General features: G+C 65.1%; 13 protein-coding genes. 11 read left to right on the top strand and 2 right to left on the bottom strand.

All coding sequences use genetic code 11. The features are described 5' to 3' along the window. The first annotated feature begins 1,063 nt into the window (after positions 1 to 1,063). The 7 genes from AC0KXH_RS05435 to guaD all read left to right on the top strand — a co-directional run bounded on the left by AC0KXH_RS05435 (position 1,064) and on the right by guaD (position 11,735). On the top strand, positions 1,064 to 2,419 hold the full coding sequence (locus AC0KXH_RS05435; RefSeq protein WP_041107327.1) for an 8-oxoguanine deaminase: 1,356 nt from the start codon (positions 1,064 to 1,066) through the stop codon (positions 2,417 to 2,419). A 709-nt stretch (positions 2,420 to 3,128) separates the two neighbouring features. Beyond that, entirely contained in the window at positions 3,129 to 4,211 is a 1,083-nt protein-coding gene (locus AC0KXH_RS05430; RefSeq protein ID WP_488224301.1) for a BMP family ABC transporter substrate-binding protein, read from the top strand. 139 nt (positions 4,212 to 4,350) lie between these two features. Continuing rightward, positions 4,351 to 5,325 (top strand): 2-oxoglutarate and iron-dependent oxygenase domain-containing protein, encoded by a 975-nt coding sequence (locus AC0KXH_RS05425; RefSeq protein WP_488224300.1) that lies wholly within the window; start codon positions 4,351 to 4,353, stop codon positions 5,323 to 5,325. A gap of 175 nt (positions 5,326 to 5,500) precedes the next feature. Beyond that, on the top strand, positions 5,501 to 6,949 hold the full coding sequence (gene xdhA, locus AC0KXH_RS05420) for a xanthine dehydrogenase small subunit (protein ID WP_488224299.1): 1,449 nt from the start codon (positions 5,501 to 5,503) through the stop codon (positions 6,947 to 6,949). After that, complete coding sequence (gene xdhB / locus AC0KXH_RS05415) at positions 6,942 to 9,341, top strand: xanthine dehydrogenase molybdopterin binding subunit (protein WP_488224298.1); 2,400 nt, start codon at positions 6,942 to 6,944, stop codon at positions 9,339 to 9,341. The genes xdhA and xdhB overlap by 8 nt, the downstream gene beginning before the upstream one ends. 100 nt (positions 9,342 to 9,441) lie before the next feature. Next, complete coding sequence (gene xdhC, locus AC0KXH_RS05410) at positions 9,442 to 10,290, top strand: xanthine dehydrogenase accessory protein XdhC (RefSeq protein WP_269151403.1); 849 nt, start codon at positions 9,442 to 9,444, stop codon at positions 10,288 to 10,290. A 140-nt stretch (positions 10,291 to 10,430) separates the two neighbouring features. Next, positions 10,431 to 11,735 (top strand): guanine deaminase, encoded by a 1,305-nt coding sequence (guaD, locus tag AC0KXH_RS05405; RefSeq protein WP_488224297.1) that lies wholly within the window; start codon positions 10,431 to 10,433, stop codon positions 11,733 to 11,735. A 671-nt stretch (positions 11,736 to 12,406) separates the two neighbouring features. Here the strand turns inward: guaD and AC0KXH_RS05400 are convergent. Beyond that, complete coding sequence (locus AC0KXH_RS05400; RefSeq protein ID WP_043219002.1) at positions 12,407 to 13,150, bottom strand: GntR family transcriptional regulator; 744 nt, start codon at positions 13,148 to 13,150, stop codon at positions 12,407 to 12,409. Between the two features lie 340 nt (positions 13,151 to 13,490). On the opposite strand from AC0KXH_RS05400, the gene AC0KXH_RS05395 reads away from it, so the two are divergent. Beyond that, positions 13,491 to 14,837, top strand: a complete 1,347-nt coding sequence (locus tag AC0KXH_RS05395) for an NCS2 family permease (protein WP_041107342.1) — start codon at positions 13,491 to 13,493, stop codon at positions 14,835 to 14,837. 64 nt (positions 14,838 to 14,901) lie between these two features. Further along, positions 14,902 to 15,528 carry a LysE family translocator gene (locus AC0KXH_RS05390; RefSeq protein WP_488224296.1) on the top strand — a complete coding sequence of 209 codons (627 nt, stop codon included), beginning with the start codon at positions 14,902 to 14,904 and terminating at the stop codon, positions 15,526 to 15,528. An 832-nt stretch (positions 15,529 to 16,360) separates the two neighbouring features. Here AC0KXH_RS05390 and uraH read toward each other — a convergent pair. Further along, positions 16,361 to 16,714: a hydroxyisourate hydrolase gene (gene uraH, locus AC0KXH_RS05385; protein WP_488224295.1), complete on the bottom strand. Its 354-nt coding sequence runs from the start codon at positions 16,712 to 16,714 to the stop codon at positions 16,361 to 16,363. A gap of 293 nt (positions 16,715 to 17,007) precedes the next feature. On the opposite strand from uraH, the gene puuE reads away from it, so the two are divergent. Both puuE and uraD read left to right on the top strand, forming a co-directional pair. After that, complete coding sequence (puuE, locus tag AC0KXH_RS05380; protein ID WP_488224294.1) at positions 17,008 to 17,937, top strand: allantoinase PuuE; 930 nt, start codon at positions 17,008 to 17,010, stop codon at positions 17,935 to 17,937. After that, positions 17,937 to 18,452: a 2-oxo-4-hydroxy-4-carboxy-5-ureidoimidazoline decarboxylase gene (gene uraD, locus AC0KXH_RS05375; RefSeq protein ID WP_041107350.1), complete on the top strand. Its 516-nt coding sequence runs from the start codon at positions 17,937 to 17,939 to the stop codon at positions 18,450 to 18,452. The genes puuE and uraD overlap by 1 nt, the downstream gene beginning before the upstream one ends. Positions 18,453 to 18,460: the final 8 nt, after the last annotated feature.

The raw sequence follows: 18,460 nt of genomic DNA, 5'->3' as shown, positions 1-18,460 counted from the left end.
CATGGACGCCCCTTCGTGACGTGCCCCGGAGCGGCGCCGGCGTGAGGGGAGTCTGGTCGCATAGCGACCAGACCCGGATGCAGGGGTGGCCTTCTTTTTGGTTACTTTTTCTTGGCCAGACAAGAAAAAGTGACGCGCCGTGAGAGGCGCAACCTGTACTCCCCGCCGAGGAAAGCGTTACGTCAGGCGCTCAGATATGCGCCACCCCGGTGGAAAACGCTGCGCGGTTTTCCACCCTACGGTTCTCACCCTCCTGAAGGGGGAGTCGGGTGCTGCCCGCCAGGCCGTGCAGTAAAACGAAGAGCAAAAAGCAAACCGAGCAAAGCCAGGCGAATTCCTTCAGGCGACTCGGCCCCCCTACCCCTTCAGGAGGCCGAACGCAGGCGTTGCACAGGGGGACGCGAGGCATGGACGCCGAGCGAGGAACGAAGGGGCAGGGACGCCCCTTCGTGACGTGCCCCCGGAGCGGCGCCGGAGTGAGGGGAGTCTGGTCGCGCAGCGGCCAGACCCGAATGCAGGGGTGGCCTTCTTTTTGGTTACTTTTTCTTGGCCAGACAAGAAAAAGTGACGCGCCGTGAGAGGCGCAACCGGTAGTCCCCGCCGAGGAAAGCGTTACGCCAGGCGCTCAGATACGCGCCACCCCGGTGGAAAACGCTGCGCGGTTTTCCACCCTACGGCTCTTCTGACCAGAAAAGAGAACGTGACGCGCCGTAAGAGGCGCAACCGGTAGTCCCCGCCGAGGAAAGCGCTACGCCAGGCGCTCAGATACGCGCCACCCCGGTGGAAAACGCCGCGGTTTTCCACCCCACGAGAGCTTGCTGGCGAGATAAAACGAGGCGCCCGAACCGGCACCCCCTGTAGCCCATGCCGGGCGAAAGCGCCGCCCCCTGAGCAAACACCGCACGCCACCATTCGCGGGCAGAGACTCAACCCCCTGTGACAAACCCACCCCAAACCCTTTATCTTCCTCCCCGGCGCACGGCTTGCCCGCGCCCCCTGGATCAGCAGACAGGGCATAACTGAGCTGGCTACTCTGAACTCAACCCTCAGGAGAAAGCCGGCCATGCCTGCTGACCGTATCTGGATCAAGAATCCCCTTGCCCTGTTCACCGCCAACGACACCCACGCCCCCGGCGGGCTGGTGGTCGAGAACGGCGTCATCGTCGAAATGCTCGCCGCCGGGGCTTCACCCGCGCAGCCGGTGAGCGAGACGTTCGATGCCCGCGAGCACGTGGTGCTGCCGGGGCTGGTCAACACCCACCACCACTTCTACCAGACGCTCACTCGCGCCTGGGGCCCGGTGGTCAACGAGCCCTTGTTCAACTGGCTGCTGACCCTCTACCCGGTCTGGGCGCGGCTGACGCCGCGGGCGCTGGAGCTGGCGAGCCAGGTGGCGCTGGCCGAGCTGCTGCTGTCGGGCTGCACCACTGCCGCCGACCACCACTACCTGTTCCCCGCCGGCCTCGAGGAAGCGATCGACATCCAGGTCGAGGCAGTACGCGCGATGGGCATGCGCGCGACCCTGACGCGCGGCTCGATGAACCTGTCCAAGGAAAACGGCGGCCTGCCCTGCAAGAGTGTGGTGCAGGACGCCGAAACCATCCTCGCCGACAGCGAGCGGCTGATCGACCGCTACCACGAGCGCGGCGACGGTGCGCAGATCCAGATCGCCCTGGCGCCCTGCTCGCCGTTCTCGGTGACTACCGACATCATGCGTGCCTGCGCGGAGCTGGCCGAGGCGCGCGACGTGCGTCTGCATACCCACCTGGCCGAAACGCTGGACGAACAGGAGTTCTGCGCGCAGCGCTTCGGCATGCGTACCGTGGACTACCTGCAGAGCGTCGGCTGGCTCGGCCCGCGGACCTGGCTGGCCCACGGCATCCACTTCAACCAGGTGGAGATCCACCGCCTGGGGGCGGCCGGCGTCGGCATCTGCCATTGCCCGAGCTCCAACATGCGCCTGGCCTCGGGCATCTGCCACACGCTGGAACTCGAGGACCAGGGCGCCATCATCGGCCTGGGCGTCGACGGCTCGGCCTCGAACGATGCCTCGAACATGATGCTCGAGGCGCGCCAGGCGCTGTTCATCGGGCGCCTGCGCTACGGCGCCGAGAAGATCACGCCAGAGAAGGTGCTCGGCTGGGCGACCCGCGGTTCGGCACGCCTGCTCGGGCGCCGCGACATCGGCGAACTGGCGGTCGGCAAGCAGGCCGATCTCGCCCTGTTCAAGCTCGACGAACTGCGCTTCTCCGGCAGCCACGACCCGATCGCCGCGCTGCTGCTGTGCGCGGCCGACCGGGCCGACCGGGTGATGGTCGGCGGGCGCTGGCGGGTGATCGACGGCCAGATCGAAGGGCTCGACGTGGCCGCCCTGATCGCCGAGCACAGCCAGGCGGCCCGGCAACTGATCGCCGGCTGAAGCGGCGGCCCGCGTGGAAAAGCGCTTCGCGCGTTTTCCACCCTACGGGGTGGCACCCTCATGTCCGTAGGGTGGATGGCCGAAGCCATCCACGCGGATGCCGCATCCGGCCAAGCAGACGAGGCCAGTCCGTAAACGTCCTGCGTGGAAAAGCGCCTTGCGCGTTTTTCCACCCTACGGTGCGGCACGTTCATGCCCGTCGTAGGGTGGATGGCCGAAGCCATCCACGCGGATACGTGGCATACGCCCGAGCAGACGAGGCCTGCCCGTAAACGTCCTGCGTGGAAAAGCGCCTTGCGCGTTTTTCCACCCTACGGTGCGACACCTTCACCCCCGTCGTAGGGTGGATGGCCGAAGCCATCCACGCGAGCGCCGCATCCGGCCAAACAGACGAGGCCTATCCGTAAACGTCCCGCGTGGAAAAGCGCCTTGCGCGTTTTCCACCCTACGGGGTGACACGTTCATGCCCGTAGGGTGGATGGCCGAAGCCATCCACGCGGATGCATGGCATACGCCCACCCTGCGCACCCTCCCTGGGCACGGCTGGAGCCTGACGCACCAACGCGAACCTCTCATGCGGCGGTGGGTCCGGGGCAGTCGCCATTCCTGGCCGCGCGCCAGCGGTTTTTGTCCGGTTGGTCAGCTTTTTGCTACAGCGCTCCCAGTCATAAACATGCTTTGCCAGCAAAGCCATCAGGAGCGCCACCCCATGCAGAAACACACCCGAAAAACCCTGTTGCGCGCCCTCGCCGCAGCCGTCGGCCTGACGGCCAGCCTCAGCGCATCGGCCGCCGACCCGCTGAAGGTCGGTTTCGTCTATATCGGCCCGATCGGCGACCACGGCTGGACCTACCAGCACGAGCAGGGCCGCCAGTACATGGAAGAAAAACTGGGCGACAAGGTGCAGACCAGCTTCGTCGAGAACGTGCCCGAAGGCGCCGATGCCGAGCGGGTCATCCGCAACATGGCCAAGAGCGGCTACGACCTGATCTTCACCACCTCGTTCGGCTACATGAACCCGACGATCAAGGTCGCCAAGCAATTCCCCAAGGTCACCTTCGAGCACGCCACCGGCTACAAGCAGGCGAAGAACGTCGGCACCTACCTGACCCGTTCCTATGAAGGTCGCTACGTCGGCGGCTTCCTCGCGGCGAAGATGACCAAGACCAAGAAGGTCGGCTACATCGCCTCCTTCCCGATTCCGGAAGTGATCCGCGACATCAACGCCATCCAGCTGGCGCTGGACAAGTACAACCCCGGCACCGAGATCAAGGTGGTGTGGGTCAACACCTGGTTCGATCCGGGCAAGGAAGCCGATGCCGCCAACGCGCTGATCGACCAGGGCGTGGACGTGATCTTCCAGCACACCGATAGCCCGGCGCCGATCCAGGCCGCCGAGCGCCGTGGCGTCTATTCCGTCGGTTACGCCTCGGACATGCAGCACTTCGGGCCAAAGGCCGTGCTGACCTCCATCGTCAACGACTGGGGCCCGCACTACACCAAGTCCGCCGAAGCGGTAATGGCCGGCAACTGGAAATCCGAGGACTTCTGGGGCGGTCTGGCCCAGGACAGCATCAGCCTGCCGATCAGCGATCTGGTGCCGGCCGATGTGAAGACCGAAGCCGAGCAGATCATCGCCCGCATCAAGAGCGGCGAGTTCCACCCGTTCACCGGCCCGATCAAGGACCAGGCTGGCGAAGTGCGCATCGCCGAGGGCGAGACCGCCAGCATCAAGGACCTCGCCTCAATGAATTACTACGTCGAAGGCGTGAAGGCTGAAATGCCGAAGTAAGCGTCACCTGCGCCGGTCCGGCCGGCGCACTGCGAAATCTCGCGTGCCGTCCCGCCTCCGGCGAATCGCACGCAGGGGGCATTGCCCTCGAAGGCCGCCGGTACGAGAAGACCGGCGGCGCCGTTCCCTGGAGTCAGCCATGAATTCACTGCCCATCATCGACATCGCCCCGCTGTACCACGCCGACGAGGCCGGCCATCTGGCCGTCGCCGAGGCCATCGACCGCGCCTGCCGCGAGTGGGGCTTCTTCTACATCAAGGGCCACCCGATCAGCGCCGCACGCATCGCCCGGCTCGACGACTACGCCCGGCGCTTCTTCGCCCTGCCCGCCGAGATCAAGCTCGAGATCGACATCACCAAGAGCCCGCACCACCGCGGCTACGGTGCCATCGCCACCGAGCAGCTCGACCCGGCCCAGCCGTGCGACCTCAAGGAAACCTTCGACATGGGTTTCCATATGCCTGCCGACCACCCGGACGTGCAGGCCGGCAAACCGCTGCGCGGGCCCAACCGGCACCCGGCCCGGCTCGACGGCTGGGCCGAGCTGATGGAAGCGCACTACCGCGACATGCAGGCACTAGCCTGCACCCTGCTGCGCGCGCTGGCTCTCGCGCTCGGCCTCGAGCGGGACTTTTTCGATAAACGTTTCGTCGAGCCGATCAGCGTGTTCCGCATGATCCACTACCCGCCCCGGCAGACCGCCACCAGCGCCGATCAACAAGGCGCCGGCGCACACACCGATTACGGCTGCGTCACCCTGCTCCATCAGGACCAGGCCGGCGGCCTGCAGGTGCAGAACGTCAAGGGCGAGTGGATCGACGCGCCGCCCATCGAGGGCACCTACGTGGTGAACATCGGCGACATGCTGGCGCGCTGGAGCAATGACCGTTACAAGTCGACACCACACCGGGTAATCAGCCCGCTGGGCGTGGACCGCTATTCGATGCCGTTCTTCGCCGAGCCGCACCCGGACACCGAGATCAGTTGCCTGCCCGGCTGTCACGCAGCCGACAACCCGCCGCGCTACCCTGCCACCACCTGCGCGGCCTACATGCTCTCGCGCTTCGCCGACACCTATGCCTACCGTCGCCAGACGAGCGCCGAAGCGGTCTGAGCGGGCTTTACTTGAGACTGGGGACCGCTGCCTGCGGGCGTGGCGCGACGCCGTCAGGTGCGCTCGTCCGCCACATTGACTTTTGAGTCAATTTTTCTTGACCAAGAAGTCAGATATGACTAAGTTCCCGGCTCAGGCGATACCCGAGCCAAGAACAAGAAAACGGAGGTCTACCTTGATCCAGTTTCTCCTCAATCGAGAACTGCGCAGCGAGCGCGCGCTCGATCCCAACACCACGGTGCTGCAGTACCTGCGCGAGCATCGTGGCAAGACCGGAACCAAGGAGGGCTGCGCCTCCGGTGATTGTGGCGCCTGCACCGTGGTGGTCGGCGAACTGGTCGGCGACCGCCTGCGCTATCGCACCCTCAATTCGTGCCTGACCTTCGTATCCGCACTGCACGGCAAGCAGCTGATCAGCGTCGAAGACCTCAAGGACCAGGGCCGGCTGCACAGCGTCCAGCAGGCGATGGTCGACTGCCACGGTTCGCAATGCGGCTTCTGCACGCCGGGCTTCGTCATGAGCCTGTTCGCCTTGCAGAAGAACGCCAGCGCGGTTAACGAATACGACCCACACCAGACGCACGAAGCCCTGGCCGGCAACCTCTGTCGCTGCACCGGCTACCGGCCGATCCTCGAAGCGGCCGAGCAGGCCTGCTGCAGCAAGCAGCCGGACCAGTTCGATGCCCGCGAAGCCGAGACCATCGCCCAGCTCAAGGCCATCGCCCCGCGTGAAATGGCCGAGCTCAGCGACGGCGAAAAGCGCTGCCTGTCGCCGCTGACCGTCGCCGAACTGGCCGAGGTCTACGCCGCCAACCCCGAAGCCCGACTGCTCGCCGGCGGCACCGACCTGGCGCTGGAGGTGACCCAGTTCCATCGCGCGCTGCCGGTGATGATCCACGTCGGCCAGATCGCCGAGATGAAGCAGGTCCAGCTCACCGACCGCCATATCGAAATCGGCGCCGCCGCACCGCTGACCGACTGCTACGCAGCATTGGCCGCCGAGTACCCGGACTTCGGCGAGCTGCTGCAGCGCTTCGCCTCCTTGCAGATCCGCAACCAGGGCACGCTGGGCGGCAACATTGGCAACGCCTCGCCGATCGGCGACTCGCCGCCGCTGCTGATCGCCCTCGGCGCCGAGATCGTCCTGCGCCACGGCGCCAACGTGCGCACCCTGCCGCTCGAGGATTTCTTCATCGACTACAAGGTCACCGCACGCCAGCCCGGCGAGTTCATCGAGAAGGTGCGGGTGCCGCGCGCGACGGCGGATCGCCTGTTCCGCGCCTACAAGGTCTCCAAGCGCCTGGACGACGACATTTCCGCCGTCTGTGCCGCCTTTGACCTGCAGATCACCGACGGCGTGATTGCCGATGCCCGGGTCGCCTTTGGCGGCATGGCGGCGATCCCCAAGCGCGCCGCGGCCTGCGAGGCGACCCTCAACGGTGCGCCGTGGAACCAGCAGACCGTGGAGGCCGCCTGCGATGCGCTGGCCGAGGACTTCACCCCGCTGACCGACTTCCGCGCCAGCCGCGAATACCGCCTGCTGGTCGCACAGAACCTGCTGCGCAAATGCTTCCTCGAACAACAAGCGCCGACGACCGAGACGAGGGTGACCGCTTATGTCTAACCACAGCCTTGCACGCACTCAAGAAGAAATCGCCGCCCTCTTCACTGCGGACCTGGTCACTGGCGTGGGCAAGAGCGTCAAGCATGACAGCGCGCCCAAGCACGTCTCCGGCGAGGCGGTGTATGTCGACGACCGCCTGGAATTCCCCAACCAGCTGCACGTCTATGCCCGCATGAGCGAGCGCGCCCATGCCCGCATCGTCAGCATCGACACCGCGCCCTGCTACCAGATTCCGGGGGTGGCCATCGCCATCACCGCGAAGGACGTGCCGGGCCAGCTGGACATTGGTGCGGTGATGCCCGGCGACCCGCTGCTGGCCGACGGCAAGGTCGAGTTCATCGGCCAACCGGTGCTCGCCGTGGCCGCCGACAGCCTGGAAACCGCACGCCAGGCCGCCATGGCCGCGGTGATCGAGTACGAAGACCTGGAGCCGGTGCTCGACGTGGTCGAGGCGTTGCACAAGAAGCATTTCGTGCTGGAAAGCCACACCCACCGGCGCGGCGACTCGGCCAGCGCCCTTGCCGCCGCGCCGCGCCGGCTGACCGGCTCGCTGCACATCGGCGGGCAGGAGCACTTCTACCTCGAGACCCAGGTGTCCTCGGTGATGCCCACCGAAGACGGCGGCATGATCGTCTACACCTCGACGCAGAACCCCACCGAGGTGCAGAAGCTGGTGGCCGAAGTGCTCGGCGTGCCGATGAACAAGATCGTCATCGACATGCGCCGCATGGGCGGCGGTTTCGGCGGCAAGGAAACCCAGGCCGCGGGCCCGGCATGCCTGTGCGCGGTGATCGCGCACCTCACCGGCCGTCCGACCAAGATGCGCCTGCCGCGCATGGAAGACATGACCATGACCGGCAAACGCCACCCCTTCTACGTCGAGTACGACGTCGGCTTCGACGATGACGGTCTGCTGCACGGCATCGAGATCGACCTCGCCGGTAACTGCGGCTACTCGCCGGACCTTTCCGGCTCGATCGTCGATCGCGCCATGTTCCACTCCGACAACGCCTACTACCTGGGCGACGCCACCATCAATGGCCATCGCTGCAAGACCAACCTCGCCTCGAACACCGCCTACCGCGGCTTCGGCGGGCCACAGGGCATGGTCGCCATCGAGGAGATCATGGACGCGGTGGCCCGCGAGCTGGGCAAGGACCCGCTCGAGGTGCGCAAGCGCAACTACTACGGCAAGACCGAACGCAACGTCACCCACTACTACCAGACCGTCGAGCACAACATGCTCGAGGAGATGACCGCCGAGCTGGAAGCCAGCAGCGACTATGCAAAGCGACGCGAAGATATCCGCGCGTTCAATGCCGCAAGCCCGATCCTGAAGAAGGGCCTGGCGCTGACGCCGGTGAAGTTCGGCATCAGCTTCACCGCCAGCTTCCTCAACCAGGCCGGCGCGCTGGTGCACGTCTACACCGACGGCAGCATCCACCTGAACCACGGTGGCACCGAGATGGGTCAGGGCCTGAACACCAAGGTCGCGCAGGTGGTGGCCGAGGTGTTCCAGGTGGATATCGAGCGCATCCAGATCACCGCCACAAACACCGACAAGGTGCCCAACACCTCGCCGACGGCGGCCTCCAGCGGTGCCGACCTCAACGGCAAGGCGGCGCAGAATGCGGCGCAGACCATCAAGCAGCGGCTGGTGGAGTTCGCCGCACGCAAGTGGCAGATCTTCGAGGAAGACGTCGAGTTCAAGAACGGCCAGGTACGCCTGCGCGACCACTACATCAGCTTCGAGGAGCTGATCCAGCAGGCCTATTTCGGCCAGGTCTCGCTGTCATCCACCGGTTTCTACCGCACACCGAAGATCTACTACGACCGCAGTCAGGCGCGCGGGCGGCCGTTCTACTACTTCGCCTATGGCGCGGCCTGCTCGGAAGTGATCGTCGATACCCTCACCGGTGAATACAAGATGCTGCGCAGCGACATCCTGCATGACGTCGGCGCCTCGCTGAACCCGGCCATCGACATCGGCCAGGTTGAGGGCGGCTTCGTCCAGGGTCTGGGCTGGCTGACCATGGAAGAGCTGGTCTGGAACGACAAGGGCAAGCTGATGACCAACGGCCCGGCCAGCTACAAGATCCCGGCGGTGGCGGACATGCCGCTGGATCTGCGGGTCAAGCTGGTGGAGAACCGCAAGAACCCCGAAGACACCGTGTTCCACTCCAAGGCCGTGGGCGAGCCGCCATTCATGCTCGGCATTTCGGTCTGGTGCGCGATCAAGGATGCGGTGGCGAGCCTGGCCGACTACAAGGCGCAGCCGCAGATCGACGCGCCGGCGACCCCCGAGCGCGTGCTCTGGGGCGTGGAGCAGATGCGCAGGTTGAAGCAGGCGGCGGTGTCCCCAACGGAGCCCGCCGTGGAAACCGCGCACTGACCCGTAGGGTGGACAACGCTTTGCTTGTCCACCACGGCCGCATTACGAATGTTCCGGTGGAAAACGCTTCGCGGTTTTCCACCCTACGAAGAGTCAAGCCATGAGCAACCTGTCCTGGATCGAAGCACTCGCCGAGCTGCAACAAAAAGGCGAACCCAGCGTGCTGGTGACCATCATCGAGGAGCGCGGCTCCACGCCGCGCAATGCCGGCTCGAAGATGGTGGTCAGCCGTGAGCGCCTGTACGACACCATCGGTGGCGGCCACTTGGAATACAAGGCCCAGCAGATCGCCCGTGAAATGCTGGAAAAGCGCAGCCGTGACACCCGCCTCGAGCGTTTCTCCCTCGGCGCCAGCCTCGGCCAGTGCTGCGGTGGCGCCACGGTGCTGCTGTTCGAGCCCATGGGCCAGCCGCAGGCGCATATCGCCGTGTTCGGCGCCGGGCATGTCGGGCGCGCGCTGGTGCCGCTGCTGGCCAGCCTGCCGTGCAAGGTGCGCTGGATCGATTCGCGCGATAACGAATTCCCCGCCGAGATTCCGCGCGGCGTGGAAAAGGTGGTCAACGACGATGTGGTCGAGGAAGTGGATAACATGCCCGCCGGCAGCTACTTCATCGTCATGACCCACAACCATCAGCTCGACCTGGAACTGACCGCCGCGATCCTTTCGCGCAACGATTTCACCTACTACGGGCTGATCGGCTCCAAGAGCAAACGCGCCAGGTTCGAACACCGTCTGCGCGACCGCGGCTTCCAGCCGGAGACCGTGCAACGCATGCGCTGCCCGATGGGCATCGCCGAGGTGAAGGGCAAGCTGCCGGTGGAGATCGCCGTGTCCATCGCCGGCGAGGTGATCGCCACCTACAACGCCAGCTTTGGTGAGAAAGCCGAGGACGGTGAAAAGCCGGTACCGATGCTCGTGCCGGCATCACGGCGTTCACAGGCAGGTTGAACCGCAATGCTGCCGTAGGAGCGAGCTTGCTCGCGAACGGCCCCCTTCGCCAGCGAGCTGGCTCCTACAGGTGAAGCCTTTGCGCATATCACGACCTGCCGCACAGCCAACACATAACGATTTTTTTTCGAGAAATCTTCATGCCTCAAGCCAAAGCCTACCGTGCCGCCCTGCTCCACTGTGTTGCCGACCCGCGCGAGGTGGGTATCGAGCGGTCCCATGAGTACTTCGAGGACGGCCTGCTGGTCGTCGCCGACGGCAAGGTCGCGCAGATCGGCCACGCCGCCGAGCTGCTGCCGACGCTGGCGGCCGGCACCGAGGTGGTCGAATACCCGAATGCCCTGATCACCCCCGGCTTCGTCGACACCCACATCCACTACCCGCAGACCGGCATGATCGCCTCCTATGGCGAGCAGCTGCTCGACTGGCTTGACACCTACACCTTCCCCACCGAACGCGCCTTCGCCGACAAGGCCCACGCGGGCGAGGTCGCCGAGGTCTTTCTGGACGAACTGCTGCGCAACGGCACCACCACGGCGCTGGTATTCGGCAGCGTGCACAAGGAATCGGTGGACGCCTTCTTCGAAGCCTGCGAAAAACGCAACCTGCGGATGATCGCCGGCAAGGTGCTGATGGACCGCAACGCCCCGGACTACCTGACCGACACCGCCGAAACCGGCTACGCCGACAGCAAGGAACTGATCGAGCGCTGGCATGGCAAGGGCCGCCTGCATTACGCCGTCACCCCGCGCTTCGCGCCGACCAGCACGCCGGAGCAACTGGCGCTGGCCGGCCAGCTGTTCAAGGAATACCCGGACCTCTACATGCACACCCACTTGTCCGAGAACCGCAAGGAGATCGAGTGGGTGCGCGAGCTGTTCCCCGAGCGCCAGGGCTACCTGGACGTCTATGACCACCACGGCCTAATCGGCGCGCGCTCGGTATTCGCCCACGGTGTGCACCTGTGCGATGAGGAATGCCAGCGCCTGGGCGAGACCGGCTCGGCAGTGGCGTTCTGCCCCACCTCCAATCTGTTCCTCGGCAGCGGGCTGTTCGATCTGGAAAAGGTCGAGGGCTTCGGCGTGCGCGTCGGCCTGGGCACCGATGTCGGCGCCGGCACCAGCTTCTCGCAGCTGCAATCGCTGAACGAGGCATACAAGGTGATGCAGCTGCAGGGCAAGAAGCTCGACCCCTTTAAATCCCTGTATCTCGCCACCCTCGGCGGTGCCCGCGCGCTCTACCTGGACGATCGGATCGGCAACCTGCAGCCGGGCAAGGAGGCCGACTTCGTGGTGCTCGACTACCAGGCGACGCCGCTGATCGACTACCGGATGCGCCAGGCCAGGACGCTGAAAGAGAAACTCTTCGCCCTGACCATCCTTGGCGACGACCGCGCGGTGAAGGAGACCTTCGCCGCCGGCGTCTCGGTGCACCGCAAGGGTTAGCAGGAGCCGGACGTAGGGTGGAAAACCCGCAAAGCGGTTTTCCACGCGGAGGCATCAACCGGATATCGAAGCCAGACCGACCACCGAACCGCGTGAATGGCTGCGGCCATGCACCCTACGACACCGCGCCATCGGCGGATTTGCGCCGGATGTAGGGCGGAAAACCCGCAACGCAGTTTTCCACGCGGGGGCATCAACCGAATAACGAAGCCCGGCCGACCGCCGAACCGCGTGGATGGCTGCGGCCATCCTCCCTACGACGCCGCGCCATCGGCGGATTTGCGCCGGATGTAGCGTGGAAAACCCGCAACGCCGTTTTCCACGCGGGGGCATCAACCGAATAACGAAGCCCGGCCGACCACCGGGCGACGTGGATGGCTTCGGCCATCCACCCTACGATGCCGCGCCATCGGCGGATTTGCGCCGGATGTAGGGTGGAAAACCCGCAACGCGGTTTTCCACGCGGGGGCATCAACTGGATAACGAAGCCTGGCCGACCACCGGACCGCGTGGATGGCTGCGGCCATCCACCCTACGACGCCGCGCCATCGGCGGATTTGCGCCGGACGTAGGGTGGAAAACCCGCAACGCGGTTTTCCACGCGGCGGCATCAACCGAATAACGAAGCCCGGCCGACCACCGAACCGCGTGGATGGCTGCGGCCATCCTCCCTAGGCGCGGGTCTTTTTCTTCGCGACGATGTGGGAGAACACCGCGTGCAGGTCGCCCGAGGCGCCCTCTTCCTCGAGGTTGAGCTTGCTGTCGATGTGATCCATGTGGTGCATCATCAGGCGCACCGCCTTGTCGCTGTCGCGCGCAGCGATGGCATCGATCAGCTCGTTGTGCTCGTCGTAGGAGCAGTGCGAGCGGCTGCCGCCTTCGTACTGGGCGATGATCAGCGAGGTCTGTGAGACCAGGCTGCGCTGGAAGCTCACCAGCGGCGCGTTCTTCGCCGCCTCGGCCAGCTTGAGGTGGAACTCGCCGGACAGACGGATACCAGCGCCACGATCACCACGGTCGAAGCAATCACGTTCGTCCTCGACCATCTGCCGCAGCTCGGCCAGTTGCTCGGTGGTGGCGTGCTGCACGGCGAGCTCGGTGATGGCCTTTTCCACCAGGCGGCGGGCAAAGAAGATCTGCCGCGCCTCGTCCACACTCGGGCTGGCGACCACCGCGCCGCGATTGGGCCGCAGCAACACCACGCCCTCATGGGCCAGGCGCGACAGGGCACGCCGGATGATGGTGCGGCTGACGCCGAAGATTTCGCCGAGCGCCTCCTCGCTGAGCTTGGTCCCCGGCGCCAGGCGCTGCTCGAGAATGGCATCGAAGATATGGGCGTAGACGATGTCGTCCTGCGTCCCGGTTCGCTTCGTGGCGCGCGTCGGCTTTTTCAGGGGCTGCAGCTGGTCATTCATCGAGGGCTCGCATCCGAGGGGTCGAGAGGTCATCACTTTACTGTGTCTGCGAACGAACCGGCAGCCGATCGAAGCGAAATTTTGTCGCAACCCTCTGTTTTGTTGTGCACAACCGCGTATGCACATTCACCTTCCACAGCCCTTGAATGGCGCTATTCACGCCAAACGAAAGGATCAATGGCCCGATATCTGTTTGCATTTTTTGTATACAACTCCATAATCGCTGAGAGCCTTTTCTGACCTCTTGGTCAACTAACCAGGAAGCGAAGGGCGCGCACGTCACCCAGCCCTCGGGAGCACCGCTCCGGGTGATCGACAACAAGAACGATGAGGAACACCCATGCAAAGCACCAAGTCGCAGCACCAGAGCGCTGCCCTGCCGCACTCGTCCCCGCGCCTGCTCGATCGCCTGTTCAAGCTCAGCGAACACGGCACCAGCGTGCGTACCGAACTGCTCGCCGGCCTGACGACCTTCGTCACCATGGCCTACATCATCTTCGTCAACCCGAACATCATGGCCGATGCCGGCGTCGATCATGGCGCCGCCTTTGTCGCCACCTGCATCGGCGCGGCGCTGGGCTGCTTTCTCATGGGGCTGTATGCCAACTGGCCGGTCGGGCTGGCGCCGGGCATGGGCCTGAATGCCTTCTTCACCTATACGGTGGTCGGCGAGATGGGCTACAGCTGGCAGATCGCGCTGGGTGCGGTGTTCATCTCCGGCGTGCTGTTCGTCTTCATGAGCCTGTCGCGGATCCGCGAATGGCTGCTCAACAGCATCCCGATGAGCCTGCGTTTCGCCATGGGCGCCGGGGTCGGCCTGTTTCTCGGGCTGATCGGCCTGAAGACCGCGGGCATCGTCGTCGACAGCCCGGCGACCCTGTTGACGCTCGGCTCCTTCGGTGAACCCTCGGCGCTGCTCGCCGGCATCTGCTTCCTGCTGATTGCCGTGCTCAGCCACCGCAACGTGTTCGGCGCGATCCTGCTGGCCATGCTGGTCGTCACCGGCATCGGCTGGGCGCTGGGGCTGGTCGAATACAACGGGCTGGTGTCGATGCCGCCGAGCCTGGCGCCGACCTGGCTGGCCATGGACATCGCCGGTGCCTTCGACGTGGCGATGATCAGCGTGATCCTGGCCTTCCTCTTCGTGAACATGTTCGACACCGCCGGCACCCTGATGGGCGTCGCCCACCGCGCCAACCTGGTGGACGAGGACGGCCGCATCCAGAACCTCTCGCGGGCACTGAAGGCCGACAGCACTTCCAGCGTGGTCGGCGCCTTCGTCGGTTGCCCGCCGGTGACCAGCTACGTGGAAAGCGCCTCGGGCGTCGCCGCCGGCGGCCGCACCGGGTTGACCGCGATCACCGTCGGCGCGCTGTTCCTCGCCGCGATGTTCTTCGCCCCGCTGGCCGGCATGATCCCCGCGTACGCCACCGCCGGCGCGCTGATCTATGTGGCCATGCTGATGATGAGCGGCATGGCCCACATCGACTGGAAGGACCATACCGATACCATCCCGGCGATCGTCACCGTGGTGATGATGCCGCTGACCTTCTCCATCGCCAACGGCATCGCCCTGGGCTTTCTCACCTATGCCACGCTGAAGCTGCTGACCGGGCAGCGCGACAAGGTATCGCTGAGCCTGTACGTGCTGTGCGTGGTGTTCATCGCCAAATTCGCGTTCCTCTGAACGAGGCGCGCATCGCCGCCCCGTCGCGTTGCGGCGGGGCTTTTTCATTTGTCAGGAGGGTGTGATGAGTCTGGAAACCTGGTTGTTGTATGCGAGTGCGGCGCTGGTGGTGATCCTGATCCCCGGCCCGCTGTCGCTGTTGATGATCAGCAACAGCCTGAACCATGGGGTGCGCCGCTCGTGGCCGGCGTTCCTCGGCGGGGTCACGGCCTCGATCCTCCTGCTCAGCGCCTCGGCGCTGGGGCTCGGCGCCATCCTGCTGGCGTCGGAGCGACTGTTCAGCGCGCTGAAGCTGATCGGTGCGCTGTACCTGTTCTACCTGGCCTGGCAGAGCTGGCAGGAGGCCCGCCAGGCGCCGACCGCCCGGGAAATCGAAACCCCGGCGCCGGCACCGCGTTTCAGCCGGCTGTTCGGCCGCGCGTTCATTCTCGGCGGCAGCAACCCGAAGGACATCCTGTTCTTCGCCGCCTTCCTGCCGCAGTTTCTCAGCGCCGGGCAGCCGTTGTTGCCGCAGCTGCTGGTGATGATCCTGACCTGGGCGGTGCTCGACCTCTGCTGCAAGCTGGCCTATGGCCTGGGCGCGCAAGGGGCGGCGCGCTATCTGCGCACCGGCCGCGGGCACGTGTGGTTCAACCGCACCAGCGCGGCGCTGTTTGGCGGCGCGGGGGCGGCTTCGTTGATCAGCCGCTGAGGGGCTGTGCCGAAGAGATCCGCGGGGTGGAAAACCGCATAGCGTTTTCCACCACCGGTGGCGTGTAGGTTTATGTCAGGCGCGGCGCTTTCCTCGGCCCGAGCTACAGGTTGCGCCTTGCACGGCGCGTCACTTTCTCTTGTCTGGCCAAGAGAAAGTAACCAAAGAGAAGGCGACCCCGACATCCGGGTCTGGTCGCTGCGCGCCCAGACTTCCCTCTCTCCGGCATTGCTCCGGAGGTCGTCACGAAGGGACGTCCCTTCGTGACTCGCTCGGCGTCCATGCCTCGCGTCCCCCTGCGCAATGCCTGCGTTCGGCCTTCTGAAGGGGGTTCCGATCCGAGTCGCCTGAAAGAGCAGCGGCTGGCTTCGCTTTGCTTTTTCATGCACGGCCCAGCAGGCGACACCACTCTTCGCCTTACAGACGGCCGAGTGGAGCCAGCACGCAGGGGAGCGAGCGGCATGGATGCCGCGAGAGAACTAGGCGTCCCCGCGATAAAGGGCCAGGGATGGCCCTTTACGCCGGTCCTCGGAGTGCTGGCGGAAGGAGGGAAGTCCGGGAGCGTAGCTCCCGGACCCGGATGAAGGGGCGCGCTTTCTTTTGCTTACTTTTCTTTGCGCGTGCAAAGAACAGTGAGGCGCCGTGCGAGGCGCAACCTGTAGCCCGAGCCGAGGAAAGCGCCTTGCCAGACGCAAGCGTGCGCGCCGCCCCAGGAGCCAAACGCTGCGCGGCTTTCCATCCCATGGTTTTTCCCGGCGACATTACTCCCCATAAAAAACCCGCCATAAGGCGGGTAAAGGGACTCCAGAGAGTCTGCACTGAAGGGAACCGGTCAGCTGCCCCGATAGGTCGAGTAGCTATAGGGGGAAATCAGCAGCGGCACATGGTAATGATCCTGCCCGGCATCGATACCGAACCTGAGCACCACTTCATCGAGAAACGCCGGCTCGCCGAGTGTCACACCGCGACGGCGGTAGTAGTCCCCCGCCTGGAAATGCAGCTGGTAGACGCCCGAGCGGTAGTCATCGCCCTCGAGCAGCGGTTGGTCGCAGCGCCCGTCGGCGTTGGTCTCGCGCGTCGCCACGACAGTCAGCTGCTGATCTTCGACGCGAAACAGCGTCACCTTGATACCACTGCCCGGACAGCCGTGAGCAGCATCGAGTACGTGAGTGGTCAGACGTCCCACGGGCACCTCCGCTTGTTTGTAATAGCCCGAGCATAGCCAAAGCGCCCGACCACACTCAAGACAATAATCGATATTTTTGTATACATAAATTACCTCAACGGCTGCCGTGCTTCCTGCTTCACTACAAGGCGAACACCACCCGCCTTACGGGCTTGGCGGAAAAGCAGGCGAGGCAGGGCCGGTAGCTAAAAGACGAAATGAAGCCCTTTAGTGGTTTACAGAACGAATTTCATTTTGTATACAATCAAGCCATCCGGTCGCACCCAAGCGACCCGCCACATAGGAACCCTGCCGTGAGCGCCGACTACCCACGCGACCTTATCGGTTACGCCAGCAACCCGCCCCACCCGCAGTGGCCGGGCGAGGCCCGTATCGCCCTGTCCTTCGTGCTCAACTACGAGGAAGGCGGCGAGCGCTGTGTGCTGCACGGGGACAAGGAATCCGAGGCCTTCCTGTCGGAGATGGTCTCCGCGCAACCGCTGCAGGGCGTGCGCCACATGAGCATGGAATCGCTCTACGAATACGGCAGTCGCGCCGGCGTCTGGCGCCTGCTCAGGGTGTTCAGGCAGCACGGGATCCCGCTGACGGTGTTCGCCGTGGCCATGGCCGCGCAGCGCCACCCCGAGGTGATCAAGGCGATGGTTGCCGACGGCCACGAAATCTGCAGCCACGGTTATCGCTGGATCGACTACCAGTACATGGACGAGGCCCAGGAGCGCGAGCACATGCTCGAGGCCATCCGCATCCTCACCGAGCTGACCGGCGAGCGCCCGCTGGGCTGGTACACCGGCCGCACCAGCCCCAACACCCGGCGCCTGGTGCGCGAGGAAGGCGGCTTCCTCTACGACTCCGACACCTATGACGACGACCTGCCCTACTGGGACCCGGACTCGGCGCCGGTCAAGCCGCATCTGGTGATCCCCTACACGCTGGACACCAACGACATGCGCTTCACCCAGGTGCAGGGCTTCAACACCGGCGACGATTTCTACAGCTACCTGAAGGACGCCTTCGACGTGCTCTACGCCGAGGGCTGCGAAGGCGCGCCGAAGATGCTCTCGATCGGCATGCACTGCCGGCTGCTCGGCCGCCCGGCGCGCATGGCCGCGCTGGCCCGTTTCATCGACTACGTGAAGGGTCATGAAAAGGTCTGGTTCGCCCGCCGCGTCGACATCGCCCGCCACTGGCACGCCACCCACCCCATGACCGCGGAGCGCAGCTGATGACCCCGTTCAAGACGATCAAGCCCTCGACCCTCGACCGCGACGCCTTCGTCGCCGCCTTCGCCGATGTCTACGAACATTCGCCCTGGGTCGCCGAGACGGTCTATGGCGCCGGCGTCGACGAGACGCTGGACTATGTCGAGGTGATGCACACCCGCCTGTCCCAGGCGATGCTCGCCGCCGACCACGACACCCAGCTGAAGCTGGTCAACGCCCACCCGGATCTCGCCGGCAAGGCCGCCATCCGCGGCGAGCTGACCGCATCGAGCACCTCCGAGCAGGCCGGTGCCGGCATCCATGAATGCACACCGGAAGAGTTCGCCCGCTTCACCGAACTGAATGACGCCTACAAGGCGAAGTTCGGCTTCCCCTTCATCATGGCGGTCAAGGGCAGCAACCGGCACCAGATCCTCGCCGCGTTCGAAGAGCGCATCCACAACAGCCCCGACCAGGAATTCACCCGGGCGTTGGCGGAAATCAACAGGATCGCCCTGTTCCGCCTGCAGGCCATGTAGCCGGAACG

It is taken from the genome of Stutzerimonas sp. CXK-1, assembly GCF_057738225.1.
Note: the sequence above shows the minus strand (reverse complement) of the source record. Positions and strands in the feature narration are given on the sequence as shown.

Excerpts from the sequence above, each read along its gene's own strand:
- AC0KXH_RS05435 (WP_041107327.1), top strand. The coding sequence starts at position 1,064 with ATGCCTGCTGACCGTATCTGGATCAAGAATCCCCTTGCCCTGTTCACC.
- AC0KXH_RS05430 (WP_488224301.1), top strand. The coding sequence starts at position 3,129 with ATGCAGAAACACACCCGAAAAACCCTGTTGCGCGCCCTCGCCGCAGCC.
- AC0KXH_RS05425 (WP_488224300.1), top strand. The coding sequence starts at position 4,351 with ATGAATTCACTGCCCATCATCGACATCGCCCCGCTGTACCACGCCGAC.
- xdhB (WP_488224298.1), top strand. The coding sequence starts at position 6,942 with ATGTCTAACCACAGCCTTGCACGCACTCAAGAAGAAATCGCCGCCCTC.
- xdhC (WP_269151403.1), top strand. The coding sequence starts at position 9,442 with ATGAGCAACCTGTCCTGGATCGAAGCACTCGCCGAGCTGCAACAAAAA.
- guaD (WP_488224297.1), top strand. The coding sequence starts at position 10,431 with ATGCCTCAAGCCAAAGCCTACCGTGCCGCCCTGCTCCACTGTGTTGCC.
- AC0KXH_RS05400 (WP_043219002.1), bottom strand. The coding sequence starts at position 13,150 with ATGAATGACCAGCTGCAGCCCCTGAAAAAGCCGACGCGCGCCACGAAG.
- AC0KXH_RS05395 (WP_041107342.1), top strand. The coding sequence starts at position 13,491 with ATGCAAAGCACCAAGTCGCAGCACCAGAGCGCTGCCCTGCCGCACTCG.
- AC0KXH_RS05390 (WP_488224296.1), top strand. The coding sequence starts at position 14,902 with ATGAGTCTGGAAACCTGGTTGTTGTATGCGAGTGCGGCGCTGGTGGTG.
- uraD (WP_041107350.1), top strand. The coding sequence starts at position 17,937 with ATGACCCCGTTCAAGACGATCAAGCCCTCGACCCTCGACCGCGACGCC.